General features: G+C 74.2%; 21 protein-coding genes. 14 read left to right on the top strand and 7 right to left on the bottom strand.

Annotation, left to right across the window (positions count from 1 at the left end; all coding sequences use genetic code 11):
• Positions 1 to 163 precede the first annotated feature (163 nt).
• From asnB to FJQ57_RS21880, 3 genes are all read left to right on the top strand, one after another.
• Positions 164 to 2,011, top strand: coding sequence for an asparagine synthase (glutamine-hydrolyzing) (asnB, locus tag FJQ57_RS21890; protein WP_139984495.1), 1,848 nt, complete (start codon positions 164 to 166; stop codon positions 2,009 to 2,011).
• 59 nt (positions 2,012 to 2,070) lie between these two features.
• Positions 2,071 to 3,093: an LLM class flavin-dependent oxidoreductase gene (locus FJQ57_RS21885; RefSeq protein WP_139984493.1), complete on the top strand. Its 1,023-nt coding sequence runs from the start codon at positions 2,071 to 2,073 to the stop codon at positions 3,091 to 3,093.
• 104 nt (positions 3,094 to 3,197) lie between these two features.
• On the top strand, positions 3,198 to 3,980 hold the full coding sequence (locus FJQ57_RS21880) for an alpha/beta fold hydrolase (protein ID WP_139984491.1): 783 nt from the start codon (positions 3,198 to 3,200) through the stop codon (positions 3,978 to 3,980).
• Positions 3,981 to 4,071: 91 nt separating this feature from the next.
• Here the strand turns inward: FJQ57_RS21880 and FJQ57_RS21875 are convergent, their stop codons facing one another.
• A complete protein-coding gene (locus FJQ57_RS21875; protein ID WP_139984489.1) occupies positions 4,072 to 6,399 on the bottom strand; it encodes a DUF6351 family protein in 2,328 nt (775 codons plus the stop codon).
• Positions 6,400 to 6,470: 71 nt separating this feature from the next.
• On the opposite strand from FJQ57_RS21875, the gene pgm reads away from it, so the two are divergent.
• Positions 6,471 to 8,129, top strand: coding sequence for a phosphoglucomutase (alpha-D-glucose-1,6-bisphosphate-dependent) (gene pgm, locus FJQ57_RS21870; RefSeq protein WP_139984487.1), 1,659 nt, complete (start codon positions 6,471 to 6,473; stop codon positions 8,127 to 8,129).
• A 128-nt stretch (positions 8,130 to 8,257) separates the two neighbouring features.
• Here the strand turns inward: pgm and FJQ57_RS21865 are convergent, their stop codons facing one another.
• Together FJQ57_RS21865 and FJQ57_RS21860 are read right to left on the bottom strand one after the other, a co-directional pair.
• On the bottom strand, positions 8,258 to 9,517 hold the full coding sequence (locus FJQ57_RS21865) for a fatty acid desaturase family protein (protein ID WP_139984485.1): 1,260 nt from the start codon (positions 9,515 to 9,517) through the stop codon (positions 8,258 to 8,260).
• Between the two features lie 10 nt (positions 9,518 to 9,527).
• Complete coding sequence (locus tag FJQ57_RS21860; protein ID WP_139984483.1) at positions 9,528 to 10,631, bottom strand: ferredoxin reductase; 1,104 nt, start codon at positions 10,629 to 10,631, stop codon at positions 9,528 to 9,530.
• Between the two features lie 85 nt (positions 10,632 to 10,716).
• Between FJQ57_RS21860 and FJQ57_RS21855 the strand changes: the two genes are divergently transcribed.
• The 8 genes from FJQ57_RS21855 (at position 10,717) to FJQ57_RS21820 (ending at position 18,258) form a co-directional block, all read left to right on the top strand.
• A complete protein-coding gene (locus FJQ57_RS21855) occupies positions 10,717 to 11,940 on the top strand; it encodes a PucR family transcriptional regulator (protein WP_139984481.1) in 1,224 nt (407 codons plus the stop codon).
• A complete protein-coding gene (locus tag FJQ57_RS21850; RefSeq protein ID WP_139984479.1) occupies positions 11,937 to 12,818 on the top strand; it encodes an SGNH/GDSL hydrolase family protein in 882 nt (293 codons plus the stop codon). Before FJQ57_RS21855 ends, FJQ57_RS21850 begins: the two co-directional genes overlap by 4 nt.
• 43 nt (positions 12,819 to 12,861) lie before the next feature.
• Entirely contained in the window at positions 12,862 to 13,818 is a 957-nt protein-coding gene (locus tag FJQ57_RS21845; RefSeq protein ID WP_139984478.1) for an SGNH/GDSL hydrolase family protein, read from the top strand.
• 3 nt (positions 13,819 to 13,821) lie between these two features.
• A complete protein-coding gene (locus FJQ57_RS21840) occupies positions 13,822 to 14,589 on the top strand; it encodes a thioesterase family protein (protein WP_139984476.1) in 768 nt (255 codons plus the stop codon).
• Positions 14,590 to 15,124: 535 nt separating this feature from the next.
• Positions 15,125 to 15,448 carry a hypothetical protein gene (locus FJQ57_RS23470; RefSeq protein ID WP_246081969.1) on the top strand — a complete coding sequence of 108 codons (324 nt, stop codon included), beginning with the start codon at positions 15,125 to 15,127 and terminating at the stop codon, positions 15,446 to 15,448.
• Between the two features lie 153 nt (positions 15,449 to 15,601).
• Positions 15,602 to 15,997: a YrhB domain-containing protein gene (locus FJQ57_RS23830; RefSeq protein WP_139984513.1), complete on the top strand. Its 396-nt coding sequence runs from the start codon at positions 15,602 to 15,604 to the stop codon at positions 15,995 to 15,997.
• Between the two features lie 385 nt (positions 15,998 to 16,382).
• Positions 16,383 to 17,837 carry an HNH endonuclease signature motif containing protein gene (locus FJQ57_RS21825; RefSeq protein WP_211349319.1) on the top strand — a complete coding sequence of 485 codons (1,455 nt, stop codon included), beginning with the start codon at positions 16,383 to 16,385 and terminating at the stop codon, positions 17,835 to 17,837.
• Positions 17,838 to 17,955: 118 nt separating this feature from the next.
• Entirely contained in the window at positions 17,956 to 18,258 is a 303-nt protein-coding gene (locus FJQ57_RS21820; protein WP_211349318.1) for a GNAT family N-acetyltransferase, read from the top strand.
• 1 nt (position 18,259) lies between these two features.
• Here FJQ57_RS21820 and FJQ57_RS21815 read toward each other — a convergent pair whose 3' ends face one another.
• From FJQ57_RS21815 to FJQ57_RS21805, 3 genes are read right to left on the bottom strand one after another with little or no spacing between them, the layout of a single operon-like run.
• Entirely contained in the window at positions 18,260 to 19,039 is a 780-nt protein-coding gene (locus tag FJQ57_RS21815; protein ID WP_139984473.1) for a DinB family protein, read from the bottom strand.
• 28 nt (positions 19,040 to 19,067) lie between these two features.
• Complete coding sequence (locus tag FJQ57_RS21810; protein WP_139984471.1) at positions 19,068 to 19,763, bottom strand: Type 1 glutamine amidotransferase-like domain-containing protein; 696 nt, start codon at positions 19,761 to 19,763, stop codon at positions 19,068 to 19,070.
• 15 nt (positions 19,764 to 19,778) lie between these two features.
• Entirely contained in the window at positions 19,779 to 21,293 is a 1,515-nt protein-coding gene (locus tag FJQ57_RS21805) for an amidohydrolase (protein ID WP_139984470.1), read from the bottom strand.
• A 51-nt stretch (positions 21,294 to 21,344) separates the two neighbouring features.
• Between FJQ57_RS21805 and FJQ57_RS21800 the strand changes: the two genes are divergently transcribed.
• Positions 21,345 to 22,079, top strand: coding sequence for a hypothetical protein (locus FJQ57_RS21800; RefSeq protein WP_139984468.1), 735 nt, complete (start codon positions 21,345 to 21,347; stop codon positions 22,077 to 22,079).
• Here the strand turns inward: FJQ57_RS21800 and FJQ57_RS21795 are convergent.
• Entirely contained in the window at positions 22,067 to 23,623 is a 1,557-nt protein-coding gene (locus FJQ57_RS21795; protein WP_170219561.1) for a serine/threonine-protein kinase, read from the bottom strand. The genes FJQ57_RS21800 and FJQ57_RS21795 overlap by 13 nt on opposite strands.
• Before the next feature lie 55 nt (positions 23,624 to 23,678).
• Here FJQ57_RS21795 and FJQ57_RS21790 point away from each other — a divergent pair, with 55 nt between their 5' ends.
• Positions 23,679 to 24,272, top strand: coding sequence for an RNA polymerase sigma factor (locus tag FJQ57_RS21790; RefSeq protein WP_139984465.1), 594 nt, complete (start codon positions 23,679 to 23,681; stop codon positions 24,270 to 24,272).
• The last annotated feature ends 283 nt before the right edge of the window (positions 24,273 to 24,555 follow it).

Raw genomic sequence — 24,555 nt, 5'->3', positions numbered from 1 at the left:
GGGCCGCCAGGCGGCCCTCCTCGACCACCGGGTGGTCGAGGACGCCCCACCCCTCGTCCGCGGCTGAGAGGTCGCTCACACCCCTCCCGAGAAGGTTGCCCAACTCAACCATCTGGACGAGCCTGGTGGGTGCACCCCCCGCCACTCGGACGGAAGGACCACCATGTGCGGCATCACCGGCTGGATCGACTTCGAGCGCGACCTGCGCGGCCAGGGCGAGGTGGGCGCGGCGATGACCGCGACCATGGCGTGCCGGGGGCCGGACGCGGCGGGCCTGCACGTCGGCGAGCACGCCGTCCTGGGCCACCGCCGGCTCGCAGTGATCGACGTCGAGCGCGGCGACCAGCCGATGTGCGTCGACGCCCGCACCGGCCGGCGGCGCCCGGCCGACCAGCCCGGCGAGGACGACCTGGTCATCGTCTACAGCGGTGAGACCTACACCTTCCGCGAGCTCCGCGCGGAGCAGCGGGCCGACGGCGTCGAGCTGGTCACCCACAGCGACACCGAGGTCGTGCTGCACGAGCACCGCCGCCGCGGCGCCGCAGCCGTCGAGCGGCTCAACGGCATGTTCGCCTACGCCGTCTGGGACGCCCGGGAGCAGTCGCTGCTGCTCGTCCGCGACCGGCTCGGCGTCAAGCCGCTCTACTACCACCCGACCGCCCACGGCGTGCTGTTCGGCTCGGAGCCCAAGGCGATCCTCGCCCACCCCGAGGTCGAGGCCGTCGTCGACGAGGACGGCCTGCGCCAGGTCGTCGGGTTCGTGCACACGCCCGGCGCGGCGCCGTACCGGGGGATGCGGGAGGTCAAGCCCGGCCACGTCGTCCGCGTCGACCGCGACGGGGTGCACGAGCACTGCTACTGGCGGCTGGAGGCCCACGAGCACACCGACGACCTCGACACCACGATCGACACCGTGCGCGAGCTGCTGCTCGACACCACCCGCCGCCAGCTCGTGGCCGACGTGCCGATCGGGACCCTGCTCTCTGGTGGCCTCGACTCCTCCGCCCTGACCGCGATCGCGGCCCGCGAGCTCGGCGAGGAGCCGGTGCGGTCGTTCGCGGTCGACTTCGTCGGCTACACCGAGGGCTTCCAGGCCGACGACCTCCGCCCGACCCCCGACGCGCCGTACGTCGCCGACGTGGTCGCGCACGTGCGCAGCGACCACACCGACATCGTGCTCGACAACGCCGCCCTGCTCGACCCGGCCGCCCGCCGGGCGGTGCTGCACGCGCGCGACCTGCCCGGCCTGGGCGACATGGACACCTCGCTCTACCTGCTCTTCAAGGCCATCCGCGAGCGCTCGACGGTCGCGGTCAGCGGCGAGTCGGCCGACGAGGTCTTCGGCGGGTACGCCGACTTCCACGACCCGGCCGCGATCGGCTCCGGGTCGTTCCCGTGGCTGCACGGCGGCATGGCCCGGATGGTCGGCGACCGCCACCTGGCGCCGCCGGTGGAGAAGGCGCTCGACCTCGACGCCCACCTGGCCGAGCAGTACGACGCCGCGCTCGCCGAGGGTCCGCGCCTCGACGGCGAGACCGGCGAGGAGCGGCGGATGCGCGAGGTGTTCCACCTCTACCTGACCCGCTTCCTGCCCACCCTGCTCGACCGCAAGGACCGGATGAGCATGGCCGTCGGCCTGGAGGTGCGGGTGCCGTTCTGCGACCACCGCCTCGTGCAGTACGTCGTCGACACCCCGTGGTCGATGAAGACCTTCGACGGCCGCGAGAAGAGCCTGCTGCGCGCCGCGACCCGCGACCTCCTGCCGCCGTCGGTCGTCGACCGGGTCAAGAGCCCCTACCCGGCCACCCAGGACCGCGGGTACGTCGAGGGCGTGGCCCGCGAGCTGCTCGACCGCCTCGACCGGCCCGACTCCGCCCTGACCCACCTGGCCGACGTCGACGCCCTGCGCGACCTCGCCCGCGACCCGCAGCCGGGGCAGCAGGGGCTCTTCGACCGGATGATCGGGATCGACCGCTGGGTCGAGGACCACGACGTGCGGCTCGAGGTGTGACCGCCCGGGCCGGACGGGCCGCCGGGAATCATTGACGCTTCAACCACGTTGGGTGGGGCATGACGAAGAAGATCGGCTTCTTGAACTTCGGGCACTGGACGCCGTCGCCGCAGTCGCAGGTGCGCACGGCGTCCGACGCGCTGCTCCAGTCGATCGACCTCGCCGTCGCCGCGGAGGAGCTCGGCGTCGACGGGGCCTACTACCGGGTCCACCACTTCGCGCGGCAGCTCGCCTCGCCGTTCCCGCTGCTCTCGGCGGTCGCGGCGCGCACGAGCCGCATCGAGATCGGCACCGGCGTGATCGACATGCGCTACGAGAACCCGCTCTACATGGCCGAGACCGCCGGCGCCGCCGACCTGATCTCGGCCGGCCGGCTGCAGCTCGGCATCAGCCGCGGCTCACCGGAGCAGGTCGTCGACGGCTACCGCTACTTCGGCTACCAGCCCGCCGAGGGCCAGGACCACGCCGACATGGCGCGCGAGCACACCCGCGTGCTGCTCGAGGTGCTGCGCGGCGAGGGGTTCGCCGAGCCCAACCCGCGGCCGATGTTCCCCAACCCGCCCGGCCTGCTGCGCCTCGAGCCGCACGCCCCCGGCCTGCGCGAGCGCATCTGGTGGGGCGCCGCCACCGGCGGCACCGCCGAGTGGGCGGCCGAGCAGGGCATGAACCTGATGAGCTCCACCCTGCTGCTGGAGGAGAAGGGCATCCCCTTCCACCAGCTGCAGGCCGAGCAGATCGCGAAGTTCCGTGCCGCCTGGACGGCCGCCGGCCACGCCTTCGAGCCGCGGGTCTCGGTCAGCCGGAGCATCTTCCCGATCACCAGCGACCTCGACCGCGCCTACTTCGGCGGCGAGTCGCGCAGCCAGGACCAGGTCGGCCACCTCGACGGCGGCACCGCCCGCTTCGGCAAGACGTACGCCGGCGAGCCCGACCAGCTGGTACGCGACCTGGCCGAGGACGAGGCCATCGCCGCCGCCGACACCCTGCTGCTGACCGTGCCCAACCAGCTCGGCGTCGACTACAACGCGCACCTGCTGGAGTCGCTCGTCGAGCACGTCGCGCCCGCGCTCGGCTGGCGCTGACCGTTCGGGTCGAGCGGTCTCGAGACAGCCGCTAGCGCGACTTCCTCGACCACCGTGGGCCCGGTCCGGGTGCCCTGTCACTGCCCCCGAGTAGCGTCACTGGCATGACGTTGCACCAGGTTCGGAGCGGAAGCGGCAGTCCCCTGCTGATGGTGCACGGTCTGGGCGCAGGATCGCGGTCCTGGGCTCCCATCATCGAGGACTTGGCCGAGCATCGAGAGGTCATCGCCATCGACCTTCCCGGCTTCGGTGTCTCACCGGCGCTGACCGGCGAGGTCTCGATCGCGACCCTCACCGACTCCGTTGCGGACTTCATCCGCGAGCAGGGACTGGACGGGGTCTCCACCGTGGGCCAGTCGATGGGTGCCCGCATCGTGCTCGAGCTCGCCCGGCGCGGAGTCGGCGGCGACACCGTGGCCCTGGACCCAGGCGGTTTCTGGAGCGACCGTGAACAGGCCGTCTTCGGGGCAACCCTGCGGCCCTCGATCGCCCTGGTCCGCGCGCTGCGCAGCAGGCTCCCGACGCTGCTCGGCAACCCCGTGGGCAGGACCCTCCTGCTGGCGCAGCTGTCGGTCCGGCCGTGGGCACTCTCTCGCGAGACCGTGTTGCCAGACGTGCTCGGACTGGCGGACTCCCCCTCCACGCGCGACGCGCTGGACGCTCTGGTCAAGGGCCCCAAGCAGGAGGGCGCCGCGGCGGGCACAGTGCCGGGCCGGGTCACGATCGGATGGGGTCGACGTGACTTGGTGACCTTGCCGCGACAAGCCGCCCGCGCCACGGAGCTGTTCCCCGACGCGGTGCTGCACTGGTTCGAGCGGTGCGGTCACTTCCCGCAGTGGGACGCACCGGGTGAGGCAACGCGCTTGATCCTGGACAGCACCCGCTGAGAACGGTCGCCCCCTGGCCTCGCGCTCTCGGGGTGTCTCGTGCCGCTCGACCGCCCGGCGCCGGCCCGTCATCCACGACGGGTCAGCGTCGTCACTGACGCAGGAGCGACCGGAACGACGGGGCCAGGAGGCTGTCGCCCTGGCGCGAGGTGACGCGGGGCAGGTTGCGGCCGCCGGGGACGACGTTCGTCGCGGTGCCGTAGCCGAGCCAGGTCTGCGCGGGCTGCTGGCCCAGGCCGAACCGGGCGTTGTCGCACACGCCGCGCGGGAAGACGCGCTGGAGCGCGGCGTACTCGGCGTCGGACATCGGCAGCAGGCCGACGTCGACCATCGAGCGGGTCAGCGGCGTGAGCCGGCACGAGAGCACGTCGTTGAGGCGGGTGCCGCCGGCGACCTCGCGCGGGGTGGACAGCCGGGTCTGCAGCGACTCGGGCACCACGCAGCGCACGTCGCCCGGCCGGGCGCCGGGCAGCTGGAGCAGGCCGGGGACGTGGGAGCAGCGGTCGGTGACGCCGACGGCCAGCCGGGCGCGGGTGATCTTCGCGGCCAGCGGCCGCGAGCTCCGGTCGCGCTCGACCGCGGCCAGCCACCGATCCATCTGGAGGAACGCGTCGGTGGCCCAGCGGACGTCGCCGATGAGCGGCACGGCGCCGAACCACATGACGCGGTTGTCGGTGTGGCCCTGCGCGCGCTGGAGGCGGTCCTCGGTCCAGAAGGCGTGGGCGTAGTCGTGGGCGATGCCCGGGTCGGGCCCGCCGTGGTTGATCATCGCGACCCCGGACAGGTTGGTCGCCTCGTTGACCAGGCCGGTGCGGTAGGCGTTGGCGACCGACGCGGGGTCGCCGGCGATGCGCTGCGGGACCGGCCGGGAGTCGACGTCGAGGCCGCCGATCTTGACGTTGAGGTCCACCAGCTGGGCGGGCGTGATCTGACCGCTGCGCAGCGCGCCGAGGCCGTAGACGACGCCGGTGTTGGCGAACGGGATGCCGCCGAACCCGCGACCGACCCGCTCCTCCTCCGCGCCCCACGCCGACCGCGGCCGCGTGCCGAGCCGGTTGGCCAGCAGGTCGAGGACCGAGCACCGCACGCCGCCGGGGTTGGTGCGGTCGTCGTACCGGGTGCGGGGGTCGCCCGGGCGCGGCGCGAGGGTGCCGGGGCAGTCGTGCTCGGGGTCCAGCGCCGCCTTGTAGAGGCCCTCGTCGGCGACGACGGCGTTGACGTGCGAGAGGTGCCCCTCGACCGCCGCCCACTGCGTCGGCGACCACAGCACGCCCGGCGCCCAGCGCGAGGGGTCCTCGAGGTAGAGCCGCAGCAGGTGGTAGTCGGCGAACTGCGCGCCGGCGGTGAACGTGTCGGGGTAGGAGCAGGTGGTGACCAGGCCCTGGTAGATGCCGGGGTAGGCGTTGGCCACCGTGTGCTGGGCGATCGAGCCGCCCGAGCAGCCGGTGCCGATGGTGTAGCGGATCGAGCCGTACTGCTCGACGACCCGCTCCTTGGCCATCATCACCGACTCGGCGTTGAGCGCGACGTCGCAGTTGTGGCCGGTGTTGGCCAGCGCCGTCGAGACCACGGTGAACCCGCGCCCCAGCGCCGCGACGTACGACGGGGTCACGCCCGGCACGCCGGCGGGGATCGTGCCCGAGTAGTCGTCGAGCGGCGGCTCGTCCGGGGTGTACGACGCCCCGCAGCCGCCGCCGTGGGTGACGAGCACCTTGTGGTTGAACTGCCGCTGCGGCGCCCAGCGCGACCACGGTCGGCCGGGCTGCCAGAGGGTGAGGATCGTGTAGCGGTCGCGGTCGGCGTACCCGCTCTCGCGGCGGACCACGAACGGCACCCGCACCCCACGGTCGGTCGTCGTCGTGGCGACGTCGGACGGCGGGCGCTCCGGGTCGTAGGGCTGCAGGCCGGGCCGCAGCGGGTTGGTCGAGCGGTAGAGGTAGCGGTAGGTCGGCCGCTGGTTGCACTGCCGGTCGCGGGCGCCGGCCTGGCAGCGGTAGTGCCGGGTCTGCGGGCCGGAGAACACCGGGCCGCCCTGCGGGTGGTTGGTCACCACGAGCCGCCCCGTCCGCCGACCGGCCCGGGCGGTGACGACGTTGCGACCCAGCCGCAGCCCGGTCAGGTAGGCCGCGACCGTGCCGTCGGGGCGACGGTCGAAGCGACCGGTGACCCGGCGCCCGTTGAGCCGCACCACGAGGGAGCGCTGGAGCCGGCGCGGCACGCCGACGGTGACCGTGACGTCGCCGCCGGAGACCAGGTCGGGGCGGTTGGACGTCGTCGCCAGCACCAGGGGCGCCGGCCGCTGGCGGGCCTCGGCCGACCGGTCGGCGTACGCCGGGGCGGGCGGGGCGGCCGGGACCGCGGCCAGCGTGGCGGCGAGGGCGAGGAGCGCTAGGAGGGAGGTGACGAGGCGGGTGCGCACGCAGGACCAACGAGCCCGCGCGGGCGTGGTCACGGTCACACCGGCGGGTCGGCAGGTGGTTGAGTGACGCCATGGCCGACCCCCGCGCTGGACAACCCGCCGAGCCCGCCGACCTGGTCGACGTGGCCCGCCTCGTCACCGCCTACTACACCGGCGTCCCCGAGCCGGGGGGCGAGCACTGGGCCGACCAGCAGGTGGCGTTCGGCACGAGCGGGCACCGCGGGTCGTCGCTCACGACGTCGTTCAACGAGACGCACATCCTGGCCACCACCCAGGCCATCTGCGACCACCGCCGCTCCCAGGGGTACGACGGCCCGCTGTTCATCGGCCGCGACACCCACGGCCTGTCCGAGCCGGCGTGGGCGACCGCGCTCGAGGTGCTGGTGGCCAACGACGTGACGGTGCTCGTCGACTCCCGCGACGGCTACACCCCGACCCCCGCCGTCTCCCACGCGATCCTGCGGGCCAACGCCGGCAAGGCGCTGGGCGCCGGCGGCGCCGGCCTGGCCGACGGCATCGTGGTCACCCCGTCGCACAACCCGCCCGCCGACGGCGGCTTCAAGTACAACCCGCCCCACGGCGGGCCCGCCGACTCCGACGCCACCTCGGTCATCGCCGCCCGGGCCAACGAGCTGATCGAGGCCGGCCTCGACGGCGTACGACGGGTGCCGTTCGAGCGCGCGCGGCGCACGGCCGGCTCCTACGACTTCCTGGCGGCGTACGTCGACGACCTCCCCTCGGTCGTCGACCTCCCGGCCGTGCGCGACGCGGGCGTGCGCATCGGTGCCGACCCGCTCGGCGGGGCGTCGGTGCACTACTGGGGCGAGATCGCCGACCGGCACGGCCTCGACCTGACCGTGGTCAACCCGCTGGTCGACGCGACGTGGCGCTTCATGACGCTCGACTGGGACGGCAAGATCCGGATGGACTGCTCCTCCCCCGACGCCATGGCCTCGCTGGTCGCGCGGCGCAGCGAGTTCGACGTCGCGACCGGCAACGACGCCGACGCCGACCGGCACGGCATCGTCACCCCCGACGCCGGGCTGATGAACCCCAACCACTTCCTGGCCGTGGCCATCCAGCACCTCTTCGGCGGGGCGCGCCCCGGCTGGCCCGACACCGCGCGCATCGGCAAGACCCTGGTGTCGTCGTCGATGATCGACCGGGTCGCCGAGGGCCTGGGCACGCCGCTCGTCGAGGTGCCGGTGGGCTTCAAGTGGTTCGTGCCGGGGCTGGTCGACGGGTCGTTCGGGTTCGGCGGCGAGGAGTCGGCCGGGGCGTCGTTCCTGCGGATGGACGGCTCCACCTGGACCACCGACAAGGACGGCCTGCTGCTGTGCCTGCTGGCCGCCGAGGTCATCGCCCGCACCGGCCGCACGCCCAGCGAGCACTACGCCGACCTCGTCGCCCAGCACGGCGAGCCGGCGTACGCCCGCATCGACGCGCCCGCCGACCGGGCGCAGAAGGCCGCGCTGGCCGCGCTGTCCCCCGACGCCGTCACCGCCACCGAGCTGGCCGGCGAGCCGATCACGGCCAAGCTCACCGAGGCGCCCGGCAACGGCGCCAAGATCGGCGGGCTCAAGGTGACCACCGAGTCGGCGTGGTTCGCCGCCCGGCCCTCGGGCACCGAGGACGTCTACAAGATCTACGCCGAGTCCTTCCGCGGCCCCGAGCACCTCGCGCAGGTGCAGGAGGCGGCCCGCGAGGTGGTCGGCGCCGCGCTGGGCTGAGGGGTCCGGGGCGCGGCGGCAAAACCTCCGGTTAACCGGAGAAACTGCCACTTCTGGTCGGGAACTCCCCACCAGGAGTGGGAGATTCTCCACTTAACCGGAGAATCTCCCACCCGCCTGACGGATGCTCAGGCCGAGGCAGCAGCCTTCTCCGCGCGGGCGGCCTTCTGCCGCTTCTCGAGCTGGACGAGCCGGGCCTGGGCGGCGCGGCGGACCTTCGGGCCCTTGGTCGACATGCCCCAGAGCAGCTTGAGCTGCTCGGGCAGGTTCTTCGGGGTCGTGGTGGCCAGCCAGCCGTTGGGCAGGGAGAGGCGGACGACCTTGTGCCAGGCGCTCGCGACCTGCTGCGGCAGCGGGGCCGAGTGGTAGTGGAGGTCGTACTTCTCGAACAGGGCCTGCACGCGCGGCGCGACCTCGGCGTACCGGCTGGAGGGCAGGTCGGGGAAGAGGTGGTGCTCGATCTGGTGCGAGAGGTTGCCGGTCATCAGGTGCATCGCCTTGGAGCCGGAGATGTTGGCCGAGCCGAGCATCTGCCGGACGTACCACTGGCCGCGGGTCTCGTCGGCCGGGATCGACTTGCGCTCGAAGGTCTCGACGCCCTCGGGGAAGTGGCCGCACATGATGACCGAGTGCGACCAGAGGTTGCGCACGAGGTTGGCGGTGAAGTTGGCGGCGACGATCGGCAGGACCGCGCCGAACGGCAGGCCGAGGGCCGGGTGGACGACGTAGTCCTTGGTGGCCTGCTTGCGGATCTTGGCCAGCGTCTTGCGGGCGTTGGCCTTGAACTCCTCCGAGCGCTTCTCCTTCGGGACCGACAGGTTCTTGCCGAGCTCGAGGTCGTAGGCGGCGATGCCGTACTCGAAGAAGCAGGCGTTGATGAAGTTCCACAGCGGCTGGCCGAGGTGGAAGGGGTGCCAGCGCTGGTCCTCGTCGACGCGCATGATGCCGTAGCCGAGGTCGTTGTCCTTGCCGACGATGTTGGTGTAGGTGTGGTGGACCTCGTTGTGCGAGTGCTTCCAGCCCTCGGCGGTCGAGGCGTTGTCCCACTCCCAGGTGGTCGAGTGGATCTTGGGGTCACGCATCCAGTCCCACTGGCCGTGCATGACGTTGTGGCCGATCTCCATGTTCTCGAGGATCTTGGCCACCGACAGGCCGATCGTGCCGAGCACCCACAGCGGGGGCAGGGCGGAGCCGAGGAGCACCGCGCGCGAGCCGAGCTCGAGCTTGCGCTGCACGTCGACGACCGTGCGGATGTACGCCGCATCCTCCTCGCCCCGGGCGTCGAGGACGTCCTGGCGGATGGCGTCGAGCTCGACGCCGATCTGCTCGACGTCCTCGGGCGTGAGGTGGGCGATCGGGCTGACGGGCTGCTTGGTGATGACGGTCATGTCGATCTCCTCAGTTGTCGATCGTGCACGGCCCGGCGGCCGCGTTGATGCAGGTCTGGATGGCGACGCCGTCGCCGGGAGCGGCCACGGTGACCTCGCCGTTGCGGAGGTCGCGGACGACCCCCTCGCGCAGCGGCAGGACGCAGCCGAAGCAGACGCCGATGCGGCAGCCGCTCGGCATGAGCGCCCCGGCGCCCTCCGCGACGTCGAGCAGGGGGGTGTCTCCCGCGGCGTCGACGGTGGTGCCGTCGGACAGCGTGAGCGTGCCCCCGGCGCCGCCCTCGGCGGCCTCGAGCAGCGGGGTGCGGAAGCGCTCCGTGGTCAGCGGCAGCCCGCGCCCGGCGTGGTGGGCCTCGAGCGCGTCGAGGAGCCCGGCCGGACCGCAGGCGTAGGACAGGCGCTCGTCGAGGTCGGGGACCAGCGCGTCGAGGGCGGCCACGTCGAGGAGGCCGTCGCGGTCGTCGTACCGCTCGACGAGGCGGAGGCGGCCGGCATCGCCGTGCGCACGGAGCTCGTCGCGGAAGATAGCGCTGCTCTCGCTGGCGTTGACGTGCACGAGCACGATGTCGGTGTCCGGGGCCTCGGCCCGCGAGTGCAGGTTGCGCAGCATCCCGATGACCGGGGTGATGCCGGAGCCCGCGGTGACCAGCAGCAGCTTGGCCGGCAGCGGGTCGGGCAGCACGAACTCGCCCTCGGCCTGGCCGAGCTGGACCATCGTGCCGGGCCGCACCCGGTGCACGAGGTGGTTGCTGACGACGCCACCGGGGATGGCCTTGACGGTGATCGAGATGCAGCCGTCGCGACGAGGGCCGTGGGTCAGGGAGTAGGTGCGCCACAGGCGGACGCCGTCGACGTCGACGCCGACCCGGACGTACTGGCCGGGCACGTGGCCCGCCCAGTCACGACCCGGCTTGAGCACGACCGTGGCCGACTCGGCGGTCTCGGGCCGGACCTCGACGACCCGGCCGCGCAGCTCGGTGCCCCCGCGCAGGGGGTGGAAGTGGTCGAGCACGTCGTCGAGGTCGAGCGGCGTCACGGCGGCGTCGGCCACGGCGCGGAGGCGCTGGCGCCATCCCTTGCGCGGCTGCGGCGCGTACAGCGCGGTGCTCGTCATGCGTCTCAGTATGTCGGCCGCTCTCGACAATCTCTCGTCCGCTGGACGTAGAGTCACCTCAACATTTTGTTCACAGGAGACAAAGATGCCCGACCGCAGACTCCCCGCCCGCCCCCGTCGTACGGCGGAGCACGGGCTCGTCCTCCCCGCGCCGGTGGCCGCGGCGATCCGCGAGTCCCTGCCCGAGGTGGCCGACGCGGTCGTCGGGGCCATCGTGGAGGAGGTGCCGGGCTACACCGACGCGTTCCAGGGCCCGATGGGCGAGACGATCCGGCAGGCGGTGCAGCTCGCCCTGGGCGGCTTCTTGTCCCTGGCCTCGGGGCGCCGCGGCGCCGACGTCCGCACGCCGGCCGCCCCGGCCGTCGAGGGCGCCTACCAGCTGGGGCGCGGCGAGGCCCGGGGCGGACGGTCGACCGAGGCGATCCTGTCGGCCTACCGCATCGGCGCGCGCGTGTCGTGGCAGCGCATGGCGCAGGGCGCCGTGCGTGCCGGGCTGGACGCCGAGACGCTGGCGTCGTTCGCGGCCCTGGTCTTCGCCTACATCGACGAGCTGTCCGCGGCCAGCGTCGCCGGCCACACCGACGAGCTCGCCACCACGGGCCGGGTGCGCCAGCGCCGGCTCGAGCGGCTCGCCCAGCACCTGCTGTCCGGGGCCCCGGAGGAGACCGTCCGGGCGGCGGCCGAGCGGGCCGACTGGGCCCTCCCGCGCAGCCTGACCGCGGCCGTCGTCCCGGAGTCGCAGGTGCGACCCGTGCTCGCGGCCCTCGCGCCCGCCACCCTGGTCGCCGCCGACCCGCCCGGGCTCGACGACGGCGTGCTGCTGCTCGTCCCCGACGCCCACGGCCGGGGCCGCCGGCGCCTGGTCGACGCGGTCGGCGAGCGTGGCGGCACCGTGGGGCCCGACCGGCCCTGGACGGCCGTCGCGGCGTCGTACGAGCGGGTGCTGCGGGTCCGTGGGCTCGGCCGCGGCCCCGACACCGAGGAGCACCTGCCCGCCCTGGTGCTCACCGCCGACCCCGAGGCGCTGGCCGACCTGCGCGCACGGGCCCTCGCGCCGCTGGCCGACCTGCGACCGGCCACCGCCGACAAGCTCGCCGAGACCCTGCGCCTGTGGCTGCTGCTCCAGGGGCGGCGCGAGGAGGTCGCCGAGGCCCTCTTCGTCCACCCGCAGACCGTCCGCTACCGCATGGGCCAGCTGCGCGAGGCCTACGGCGACGCGCTCGACGACCCCGACGCCGTGCTCGCGCTGGTCCTCGCCCTGGCCGGAGGGGAGGCGGGCGGGGCGCCCGCCGTACGCTCGGCGGGGTGACGCGCCGCACCTCCGCCTTCCTCGCTCCCGCCCTGCTCGCCCTCGTCGTCGGCCTGGGCGGCTGCTCCGACGACGACCAGCCGAGCGACCCGGCGTCGACGGGGAGCGGGGCGGGCTCCGGGGGATCCTCGGGCCCCGACAACGCCTACGTCGCCCTCGGGGACTCCTACGCCGCCGCCCCCGGCGTGCCCGAGACCGACCCGGCAGCGGGCTGCCTGCGCTCGAGCTCCAACTACGCCCACCTCGTCGCCGAGGAGACCGGGCTGTCGTTGGTCGACGCGACCTGCAGCGGCGCCGACACCGCCGACGTCCTGGCCAAGCAGGTCCAGCGGGTCACCCCCGACACCGAGCTGGTGACCATCGGCATCGGCGGCAACGACTCCGACCTGTTCACCCGCCTCATCGGGGCCTGCGCCCAGGCCTCGGGCTCCGACCCCCAGGGGTCGCCCTGCACCGACACGATCGCGGCCGAGGCGGAGTCGACGCTGACCCGCACCGCCGACAGCATCGGCGAGGTCCTCGACGCGATCACGACCGCCGCCCCCGAGGCCCAGGTCGTGGTCGTCGGCTACCCCGACCTGCTGCCGGCCCGCGGGTCGTGCCCCGACCTCGTGCCGATCGCGGCGGGCGACTACGCGTTCGTCAACGAGGTCACGCACGGCCTCTCCGACGCCCTCGAGGCGGCCGCGACCGAGCGCGACCTCGACTTCATCGACCTCCGCGGACCCAGCCAGGGCCACAGCATCTGCTCCGACGACCCGTGGATCAACGGCGCCACCACGGCCCCCGACGGCACCATCCCCTTCCACCCCTTCGCCGAGGAGCAGGCCGCGGTGGCCGACCTGGTCGTCGCCCAGGTGGGGCCCGGCGTGTCCTGACGCCATTTCGGTAGGACGTCCGACCACCTCGTACCCTGGTCCGGTGCTCCGACGCCGTCCCGCCGCGCCCGTGCGCAGCCGCCGGGTGACCGCCCCCCTCGTGGGCGTCGTCACCGGGCTGGCGCTCGCCGTGGCCGGGTGCGCCGCCGTCGCCGAGGGGCCCGAGGACGAGCCGGGCGCGACGACCAGCACCGCGCCGGCCGACCTGCCCTCCGAGCCCGCCGTGACGTCGTACGTCGCGATGGGTGACTCCTACACCGCGGCCCCGCTGTTCCCGCTCGACGACGACCTCGTCATCGACGACTGCCTGCGGTCGAGCCAGAACTACCCGACCCTCGTGGCCGACGACCTCGGCATCGACGTCACCGACGTCAGCTGCTCGGGGGCGTCGACGGTGAGCATCTTCGGGCCGCAGCGGTTCTCGACCAAGACCCAGCCGCCGCAGATCGACGCGGTCACCCCCGACGTCGACCTGGTGACCCTCGGCATCGGCGCCAACGACTTCACCTTCTTCTCCAAGATGATCTTCGACTGCCTCGAGGTCGCCGACCGCGACGTCGCGGGCGCGCCGTGCCGCGAGGACAACGAGAACGCGCAGGGTCGCGACAAGCTCTCCCGCAACCTGGTCAAGATCCGCTCCAACGTCGAGCGTGTCGTCAGCGCCATCGCAGAGCGGGCGCCCGAGGCGCGCATCATGCTCGTGGGGTACCCCCAGATCATCCCGACCGAGGGCACCTGCCGGCCGCGCCTGCCGCTGGCCGTCGGCGACTACGCCTACACCCGCGACCTCAACCTCGCGCTCGCCGACGCGGTCCGCGAGGGCGGCACCGCCGCGGGCGCCGAGTACGTCGACCTCGTGACCGCCAGCCAGGGCCACGACATCTGCGCCGAGGACCCCTGGGTCGCCGGCATCCGCGGCAAGGACAACCGGGCCGCCGGCCTGCACCCCTACCCGGCCGAGCAGGAGGCCGTGGCCCAGCTGGTGCTCGACCGGCTGTAGGCCGTGCCCTACTTCGAGCGCACCGGCGCGGCGTCGTACACGCCCACCGCGCACGTGGGCGGCGCCTGGGCCACCGACGAGCAGCACGTGGCGCCCGCGCTGGGCCTGGTGACCCACCTCGTCGAGGCCGACCTCCGCGCCCGGCGCGACGACGACCTCCGGGTGACGCGGCTGTCCTTCGACATCCTCGGCGTGCTGCCGATGGAGGAGGTGGAGGTGGCCGTGCGGGTGCTGCGTCCGGGCCGGACGATCGAGCTGGTCGAGGCGACGCTGAGCCACGCCGGGCGACCCGCCGTGCTGCTGCGGGCCTGGCTGCAGTCGGTGCGCGACACCTCCTCGGTGACCGGCGGCGACCTGCCCGGGGTCCCCGGCCCCGACGAGGTGCCGGCGTGGGACGGCACCGAGGTCTGGCCCGGCGGGTTCATCGCCTCGGCCGAGATCCGGCGGCGCCAGGAGCGCCCGGGCCGGGCCCTGTCGTGGGTGCGGACGGCCGTGCCGCTGCTCGACGAGCCCGTGAGCCCGACGGCGGCACTCGCCGGCCTGGTCGACGTCACCAACGGGTTGACGGTGCGCGAGGACCCCCGCCGGGTCGCCTTCCCCAACCTCGACCTCACCGTCCACCTCGTCCGCTCCCCCGAGCCCGGGTGGACGGGCTTCGACACCACCGTCACCTTCGGCCCCGACGGCCACGGCCTGACCAGCAGCGTGCTGCACGACGAGCGCGGTCCGCTCGGCACCGCCGCGCAGACGCTGACGGTGCGGCCGGCCTGACGGCCGCTGTGTCGGGCGGGCAAGGCCCGACGAGCATCAGCGAGACCTCCCCGGGCGCGCCTCAACATGTCGCAGATCGCCTTCGGCTGTGCAGCCGCAGACCTACGATGCTGCTTCCTCATCACCACCTCGGGAGAATGACGTGCGCCTCCGCCTCTTGATCGCGCTCGCTGCCTGCATCGCCGTCACTGCAGCGCTGATCTCAACCCCAGCCGGTGCGGCCAGGCTGCTCACGGGTCGCGACATCAAGGACGGCACGCTCACTAGCGCGGACGTCAAGAACGGCTCTCTCACCAGCGCCGACTTCAAGCCGGGACAGCTGCCCGCTGGCCCGCGGGGTCCTATGGGGCCGGCCGGTCCTGCTGGTCGGCATGGCACCGCGGGGGCCCCTGGCCCTCAAGGGCCCGCGGGCCCCGCGGGCCCGGCGGGCCCGGCGGGCCCGGCGGGCCCGGCGGGTGATGCTGGCACCGAGGTCTTCACCTGGACGTTCTCCCACGTCGACAACGGCGACACGGAATTCCGGGAGCAATCGACGATGACCGTCCCTCCCCGGACATCCGTAGAGGGCGTTGAGCTCCGTGTCGACGGGATCCAGCCCTCTGAATGCGGGGACAATTACGCGCCTCTGTCCGTCGGCCTCGGCGACCAAACAGAGCTGGCTTCCTTCTCAAACTTCGGGGGGAACAGCTCCTCGTCGGTCTCCAGCGGTCAGACAGGCGGGTCTGCACGCAGACTGACGGCCTTCGTGTACTGCTACGACCCGGTGACGTTCGAGAACTTCCCCGTCCCGACGTTCACCGCAACCCTCACGTTCACCACCCGCGCCGCTCCGACCACGCCTCCCACTGCCTTCGAGTGATCCACCGGGCCACGATCTAGGGTCAGTCCTGGCCACACCCCTCGACCGGCCGCCGCGCACGCGCCCGACGACCGGGGAGGGCGTCCGCCGTCCACCGTCCGCCTTCCCGGTCGCCCGAACGTCTGGCCCGCGAGGCGTGGACCGCGAAGACGCCTGCCGCATCGCCGAGGCCGAGCTCACCCGGCGAAACGATGCACGGACGCCCGACCGCCCCGCCGACCCAAGAGCGACGACCCCCGACCCAGACGACGAGGTCGTGGTCACCGAGGTCGAGGACACGCCCGCGCCTGGGTCGTGCGCTGCGCAACCAGGCGGTGGGTGCGCACCCGAGACGTCCGCGAGCAGCTGGTCGGCGCCTGCCCCCTTGTCGTGGACACGACGGATGTGCACGTCTACGGCTCGGCGCCGTCCAAGCACACGAGTTCCTGGCCTGGCTCGACGAGGACTGAGCCGTCGCGGCGGCGGAACACCGCGAGCCTCCGCAGCCGGTGCCACCGTCGCCCTCAGCCGACTCGTCGCCCAGCGCGCAGATCGACACTCCCAGCGTGACGTGCAAGCGCCTGTTCGGACCCGATCGGTCTCCATCGAGCTGGGTTTGGCCTGCCGACCGCAGAGGTCCTGCGTCGGATGACGGCCGGGATGCGCAGTTCATGGCCCGGTCGCTGACCGCGATTGCCGAGACAGCAACCGACGAGCTGCGGGCGCTGGTCCGACGGGCGCTGCAGCTGCCCCGAGCGATCGTCGAAGCTTCCGGGTCGCGAGTGACAGGGTTCGAGCGCGACACAGCTGCATCTCTGGAGGCCGCCAGGGCGCTGGTCGGGGGGCGCCGGGCCCTCGCGAGCGACTGTCCACCCTACTCACGGGTCGTGCGGACGCTCTCCACAAGCTCCCGCTCTTGCTTCTAATCGAACACATGATCGGCTATCATGGACGCGTGGCCACTCTTCCTCCCGCGCTCGACCAGACCGCGTCCACCGCGGCCTCGCTGGCCGAGGTCGCCTGGGAGACCCTCACCGGGCCCGAGCTGGTCGAGGCGGCGGCGGTGCTCGCAGGTGCACGGGCTCGGGTGGAGGCGGCGCTGGTCGTGGTCGCGGGCCGGCTGGCCTGCCGCGACACCCCCGACGCCGCCGACGCCCTCGGGGCGGCGGGGTGGGCCGACGCGAAGGACTTCCTCACCCACTTGGTCGGCGGCCGCAAGGGCGCCGGCGCCGGGCTGGTCCGCACCGCCACCCGCACCCAGGCCATGCCCGACGTCCTGGCCGCGATGACCACCGGTGCCGTCTCCACGGCCCAGGCCCGGGTCATCGGCGAACGGGTCGCGACCCTGCCCCACGAGCCGGCGCTGCGAGAGACCGTCACCGCCTGGATGCTCGAGCTCGCCACCACCGGCGGTCTCGACGCCACCGACCTCGACCACGCCTTCCCCGGCCTGGTCGCCGAGATCGACCCCGACGGCGCCGCCCGCGGCCTGGAAGCCGACCGCGCCCAGGCCGAGCGCGCCGCCCACCACGCCCGCCACCTCACCTTCACCCCCGACACCCTGGGCGGGGTCCGGATCCGGGGCTACGCCACCGTGGAGGACGCCGAGACCGTCAAGGCCACCCTGTTCCCCCTCGCCGCACCCCAGACCACCGCCCCCGGTGCCTGCGGCGGCGTCGCGCGCGTGCCGGGCCGGCCACTGCGCCGCCCCGGCGACCCCGTCCGCCGACGGTGCCCGGACCCCGCGTGCCGCCACGACGGCGCCGATGCCCGCGAACCCGGTGCCCGCCTGTGGGACGCCTTGGTCGAGGGCTGCCGCCGCCTCCAGGCCGGCGACCAGCTGCCCCGCGCCCACGGCACCACCGCCCGCCTGACGGTCACCATCGACCACCAGCAGCTCCGCGACGGGCTCGTCGACCACGATGGCCGCGCGGGCCACGGTGTCCTCGACGACGGCACCCACCTCTCAGTCGCTGCCGTGCGGCGCCTGGCCTGCGACGCCGAGGTCCTCCCCGCCGTCCTGGGCTCACGGGGCGAGGTCCTCGACGTGGGTCGGCTCTCCCGGCTGGTCACCACCTCGATCTGGCTGGCCCTGGTCCTGCGCGACCGGCACTGCACCTTCCCCGGCTGCCGACGACCCCCCACCGCCTGCGAGGCCCACCACCTCACCCACTGGGCCGACGGCGGCCCCACCAGCCTCGACAACCTCGCGCTGCTCTGCCGCCGCCACCACACCATCACCCACACCACCCCCTGGACCATCCACCTCGACCCCGCCACCCGACGACCCACCTGGACCCCACCACCACCAGTCGACGACACCGGCCGGTTCACCTACCACCCCGCCACCCACCCACCCCCGCCCCGCCGACCGCCACCAGGCCAACCGCCACCAGAACGCGTCGCCTAGGAGACGATGGGCCGGTGCCCACCGTCCGCCCCGCCGAGGCCCGCGACGTGGCTCCCCTCGACGCCCACGACCCGCACCTGACGCCGGGGGCATCGCGGCCGCGGTCGACCAGCGGCGCGTGCTCGTGGCGGAGGTCGACGGCACCCCCGTGGGATTCCTGCGCTGGGGCGCGCTGAGGGACGAGGTGCCGTTCATGCACCTGCTGTGGGTGCTCCCCACCGCCCGCGGACGCGGCGCCGGCCGCGCCCTCGTCGAGGCGTGGGAGCACGCCCACCGCACCCAGCGGTTCGTCCTGACCTCGACGTCGGCGGCCGAGCAGGCGCAGCACCTGCACCGCCACCTCGGGTACGTCGACGCAGGCTCGCTGCTGCTCCCCGGTGAGCCGGCGGAGCTGCCGCTCCGCAAGGACCTCGGAGCGTGACCTACGCCGGCCGGTCGGACCGGTCGGACCGGTCGGACCGGTCGGACCGGTCGGCCAGCAGCGCCAGGTCGCGGCGTACGTAGCGCAGGTGCGCCCACTCCTCCTCGAGGACCACCCGCACGCAGTCACCGACGGTGGGCCGCCAGCCGTCGCCGCCCCACGGGTCGGCCCGCTCCTCGGCCAGCAGCTCGGGCGTGGCACCGTCCAGGAAGTCGGTGACCATCTGCTGCCGCTCGGCCCGCACCTGCAGCACCTCGGCGAAGGAGGGCTCGTCGACGCGGAAGGGCGAGGTGTCGACGCCCATCCGCTCCGCGCCCGTGAAGAGCAGCCCGACCTCGTGGAACGGCTGCTCGACCCGCAGGATGCCGCCCCGCAGCCAGGCGTCGGTGGCGAGCACGAGGTGGCGCAGCGTCTGTGCCAGCGACCACTCGTCCTCGACGTGGGCGTCGCGGAGCTCGGCCGGCGTGGTCTCGACGGTCTGGGCCCAGGCGGCCTGCACGGCGACCCAGCCCTCGCGCAGGCCCTCGGGCGTCTGCGCCTTCTGCAGCTCGCGGCCCGGGAAGAGCCGGTCGAGCTCGGCGTCGACCAGCGGCACGACGTCGACGCCGTTGACCAGGAGCGTGCCGAAGAACAGGTCGTTGCTGTCGATGTCGAGGCCACCGACGTCGACGCCGCGCATCACCACGCCGCTCACGTCGGAGAACCGCACGGTCGCGCCCCTCAAGCTCGACCTCACGATCCGCGCGCCCTCGAGCTCGTCGGTCCCCTCGTACGTCGTCATCGAGCCACCATGGCAGCGCCGGGGGCGCTCACGCCATGCCCGGCCGCAGCTCGACCCACCAGCCGCCCCCGACCACCTCGGTGCGGTCGCCGTCGACGACGATCGCGCAGTCGTCGTCCATCGCGTACGCCGTCGCCGAGCGCCCCGGACGCCCCGAGAGCCGCGCGGCCCAGTCCTCGGCCTCGGCCAGGCTGTTGCCGGGCTCGCCGTCGGGAGCGAGGTGCGGGCAGATCGAGAAGTCCACGAGCCCCAGTCCCGACTCGTCGCCGGAGGGCGGCCGCCACTGCACGAAGTCCGAGCCGACCTCCGTCGTGAGCACCATGCTGCCGGCGCTGAGCCCGACCCACACCGTGTCGGCGAGCTCGGGCAGCAGGTCGGCGACGCCGGACTCGCGCAGCCAGTGCGCCAGGTAGAGCACGTCACCGCCGGCGACGAGGAGCACGTCGGCGCCGCGCACGACCGGCTCCCAGGCCTCCCGGGGCAGCGACTGCAGCGCGGTGAGCTCCAGCAGCCCGACCGAGCGCCAGCCCAGGCCGACCATGCCGTCCTCCGCCCCGCTGACGAACCGCCAGGGCTTCTCGCCGGGGCCCACCCACGGGTGGGCGTACTGCGCGGTCGGCACGGCCAGCGCCGAAGCCTCCTCGACGGGCTTGCCGAGCAGGTCGAGCAGGGCCTGCCGGATCCCGTCGTTGCGCACCCCGGCGGCCGTCAGCAGCAGCTTCACCGGGCGAGCATGCCGTCAGGGCGCCCGGTGGACGACCCTCCCGCCGACGACGGTCAGCGCGACCGTCGTCCGACACAGTGCGGCGGCGGCCTCGCGGGCGGAGCCGGCCGGGGCGAGCGGGTCGTGGTCGAGCAGCGCGAGGTCGCCGACGGACCCGACCGCGACGGTGGGCTGCTCGTCGACGGACGCGGCCAGCGCCTCCTGCGCGGTCAGGGCCTGCTCGGGGTGCCAGGCGTCGCGCTCGTCGTCGAGGACGCCGCGGTGGACGGCGGCGGCCATCGACAGCCAGGGGTCGAGCGGCGAGACCGGGGCGTCGGAGCCGAGGACCAGCCGCACGCCGGCGTCGAGCATCCACCGGAACGCGAACGACCGGTCGCCCCGCCCCGGCCAGATCAGCTCGGTGAGGTCCCGGTCGTCGAGCAGGTGCGACGGCTGGACCGAGGCCCGCAGGCCCAGCGCGGCCAGCCGCGGCACGTCGTCGCGGGCGACGAGCTGGGCGTGCTCGACCGACCCCAGCGCCCCGGTGGCGGCGTAGGCGTCGAGGGCGGCGGTGACGGCCGCGTCGCCGATGGCGTGGGTGGCGACGTGCAGCCCGCTCATGTGGGCGCGGGCCAGCAGGGCCTGGAGCTCGTGGGCGGGCAGGTTGGCGGCGCCGCGCGGGTGGTCGAGGCGGTCGCCGTCGGCGTACGGCTCGCAGCACCAGGCGGTGCGGGTGTTGAGCGACCCGTCGCTGATGATCTTCAGCGGGCCCATGACGAGCCGGTCGTCCCCGGGCACCAGCGGCGCGCCGGTGCGCAGGCCGCGGCCGACGACGTCCTCCAGCGAGGGTGCGTAGGCGCCGTGCCGCACCCGCAGCAGGGCGGCGCCGGCGTGCCACCGCTCGACCCAGGCGTCGATGCCGTCGGAGAACTCGAGGTCGACCAGCCCGACCACGCCGCGCGAGGCCGCGTCGTCGAGGGTGGCGCGGTAGGCGGCCGGGCCGACGGCGCCGTCCTCGCCGGTGAGCGCGGAGAGGCGCTCGTAGGCGTCGAACCACTCGTTCTCGCGCACGACCTCCTCGCGCGCCCCGAGCCCGAGGGCGGCCAGGGCGGCGCTGTTGAGCCAGGCGTGGTGGGCGTCGCCGGCGATGAGGACGACGGGCGTCACGCCGGAGACGGCGTCGAGCTCGGCGACCGTGGGGTCGCGGGTCCAGGCGCCGGGCCGGTGGCCCCACCCGATGACCGGGCGGCCGGGCTCGGCCGAGACCAGGTCGGCCACGAGCGCGCAGGCCTCCTCCGGCGTCGCCACCGCGGCGGTGTCGACGCGGGCGCGGGCCAGCGTCCACTGGCCGAGGTGCACGTGCTGGTCCCACAGCCCGGGCACCAGCCACCGGCCGCCGCCGGCGACCTCCTCGACCCCGTCGGGGCGGCGTACGTCGGGGGCGAGCGCCGTCACGACGCCATCGGTCACGAGCACGTCGACCGGGTCGCCGGCACGGGTCCCACCCGCGAGCGGCACCACCCGGACCTCGCGCAGCAGCAGGTCAGCCACGAGCCCGAACCGTAGCCGCCGCTGCGGCGCGGCTGTCGTAGGGTCGCCGCTGTGGACGGGAGGGTCATCGGCGGCGTCGCGCTGGCGCTGGTCGTGGGCCTCGGCGGCGGGTGGGCCCTGGCCGCCACGACCGGTGACGACGAGGCCGCCCCCGCCCCGACCTCGGTCGCGCCGGCGCCGCTCCCGGCCGACCCCAGCCTGCCGGTCAAGGTCGTCCAGCCCGACCCCGACGACCCGGCGCTGGCGACCGGCATCGCGCTGCGCGACGAGCAGCTGGCGGTCCCCGACCCCGACGGCGGGCCGTCGACGGTGGTCCGGGTGCCGGTGCCGCAGGGCTGGGACCGGTCCTTCAACGGGCTGGACCGCTGGGTCTACACCGTCCCGGGCAACAGCGACAACAGCTACTCCCTGCGCGTCCAGTACGTCGGCGCGTCCGGCCTCGACGTCGCCGACGCCGTCCGCAGCCGGGCCGCCGCGCTCGACTCGGCGCAGGCCCAGGGCAACATGTCCGACGTCGAGACCACCTACCTGCCGACCGACGACGGGTTCGACTCCTCCTACATCGACCTCGGCGGGTTCCGCCGGGTCGGCCTCGAGCGCTTCTACCCCGGGCCCGACGGACGGGCCGCGTTCACCGTGGCCGGGTCCGGGCGCGTGGAGGACGAGCAGGGCCTCCAGGACCTGCTGAGCCGGATCACCGCGGCCCGCAAGATCACCGTCGAGGACCCGGCCGACCTGACCGAGGCGCCCAGCGAGGGACCCGGCAGCGCGACTCAGAGCCCGTAGACGTCGACCGAGTCGAGCACCCGGTTGGCGGTGGCCCGGTCGGCGCTGCGCACCTGCACCCACAGCAGCTGCGCGCCGGTGACCTGCACCAGCCGCTCCACCGTGACCCCGCCGGGGCAGTCGGTGAACACCGCGGTCAACGACGGGTCGCCGTCGGTCTCGTCGCGGTCGTCGGTGCCGCCCCCGCCGCACTCGGGGTGCCGCGGCAGCGCCGGCGGCAGGTCCTCGCCCGGCAGCAGGCCGAGGAACACCCCGTGCGCCCGCTGGTCGCCGGCCCAGTCCGGCTCGGTGCCGGCGCTGACCGCCGGCGAGCGCTGGCCGTCCCCGGCGTTGGCGGGCTGCCACCCGTCGCGGCCGACGGCGGCGTCCCACGCCCGCGGGACGACGACCGACAGCGTGCCGTCGACGTCCATGACCTCGACCTCGGCCGACGGCGTCGGCTCCGAGGTGAGCGCCCGGTGGGCGGCGTACCCGCCGAGGCCGCCGGCCAGGAGACCGGCCACCGCGAGCGCGGCCACCGCGGCCCGGCGGCGCCGAGGTCCGGGGTGGGAGCCCGCGTCGGGCCCCGCGGGCGGGGCCGGACGGGTGGGCGGGGTCGGACCGGCCGCGGCGGCGGGCGAGGGCCGGGCGCCGGGCTGCGTCAGGTGGGGGTCGACCGGGAGGGCCCGGGTGCCCAGGGGGGCCGCACCGTCCTGCCAGCCCTCGACGGCGGCGCCGAGCGCCTCGACGTACGCCGTCACCGACGGCCACCGGTCGGCCGGGGTGTGCGCCAGCACCCGGCGCACGACGGCCTCGACCGCGTCCGGCACCGGCAGGTCGGCCGACGACATCGGCGCGGGCTCGGTCGGCGTCGCGGCGGCGGCCAGCGACGCGTGCTGCCAGGGCAGCCGGCCGAGCAGGAGCTGGTAGGTCAGGACGCCGAGGGAGAACTGGTCGGCGCAGGCGTCGGGCTTCTCCCCCTGCGCCTGCTCGGGCGCGACGTAGGCGGGCGTGCCGGCGATCATGGTCAGCCGGGAGGAGACGTCGAGCGCCTTGCCGAGCCCGAGGTCGCCGACCATCGCGCGGACGCCGGCGGGCCCGGCGGCCGGGTCGACGGTGCGGAACAGGACGTTGGCGGGCTTGACGTCGCGGTGCAGCACGCCGCGGTCGTGCAGCGCCTGCAGGCCGGTGCCGACCTGCGCCACCACCTCCAGCGCCTCCGGCACGGAGACCCCGCCGGCGTTGATGCGGTCGGTCAGGGTGCCCTGGTCGGCGTAGGCCATGACGAGGTAGGGCCGCCCGTCGTCGAGCGAGCCGGCGTCGTAGACGGGGACGACGTGGGGCGACTCGACCCGCCGCAGGTAGCGCCCCTCCTCGACGAAGCGCGAGCGCACCTCGTGCTGCTCCGACCAGTTGTCGGCCAGCACCTTGATGGCCACGGGGGCGTCGAGCTGCTCGTCGTACCCCAGCCACACCGTGGCGAAGCCGCCGCTGCCGATGCGGCGCCGCACGGCGTACCGGCCGATGTGGCTCGGTCCGCTCGACGGGGTGGGGGTGTCGGACACCGGTGCATAGTAGGTGCCGCGAGTAGCCACCACCGGTACGGGAAGGGTGGGCGTCATGTCCTCCACGCAGTCCTCGGCGCAGTCCTGGTCCGGCGAGCCAACCCCCGACGAGGTCGACGCCCTGGCGCGGCGGGCCCAGGGCGGCGACCGGGAGGCGCTCGAGGAGGTGCTCGCCGCCATCCGGCCGCGCACCCTCAACGTCTGCCGCGGCGTCCTGCCCTACACCCCCGACGCCGAGGACGCCTGCCAGGAGGCGCTGATCAACATCGCCACCAAGATCGGCTCGTGGGGCGGCCGCGGGCGGTTCACCACCTGGACCCACGTGGTCGCGGTCAACAGCGCGCGGTCGACGTACCGCCGGATGAAGCAGGCCACCCTCTACGACCCCACCGAGCACAACCCGCTCAGCGAGAGGCCTGACCCCCGCACCACCAGCGTGATCGCCGGCACCCGCCTCGACCTGCTCGAGGCGATGGAGACGATCGAGCAGGACCACCCGCAGTACGTCGAGCCGCTGCTGCTCCGTGACGTCTACGGCATGGCCTACGACGAGATCGCCGAGCAGGTCGGCGTGCCGCTCGGCACGATCAAGGCCCAGATCCACCACGGCCGCAAGCTCGCCCGCCCCCTCCTGCGCGGCGGCGACTGACGTCCCGACCGTGCCCCACGGTGGTCGAGGAAGGCGCCCTGGCGCCTGTCTCGAGACCACCTGACGTGCGTGGTCTCGAGACAGGACTCCGTCCTTCCTCGACCACCGTCGGTCGAGCCGGGCCCCACGGTGGTCGAGGAAGGCGCCCTGGCGCCTGTCTCGAGACTGTGAGTGTTTCCTTGCAGCCCTGGTGGTGGTGGGGTTGTGGGTCGGTGACCGGTGGTGTGACTCATCTCGAGACTGACGCGCGGTGGTGGCGTTGTCCTGGAGCTGGACTTGTCCG

It is taken from the genome of Nocardioides litoris, from assembly GCF_006346315.1.
Taxonomy (GTDB): domain Bacteria; phylum Actinomycetota; class Actinomycetes; order Propionibacteriales; family Nocardioidaceae; genus Nocardioides; species Nocardioides litoris.
Note: the sequence above shows the minus strand (reverse complement) of the source record. Positions and strands in the feature narration are given on the sequence as shown.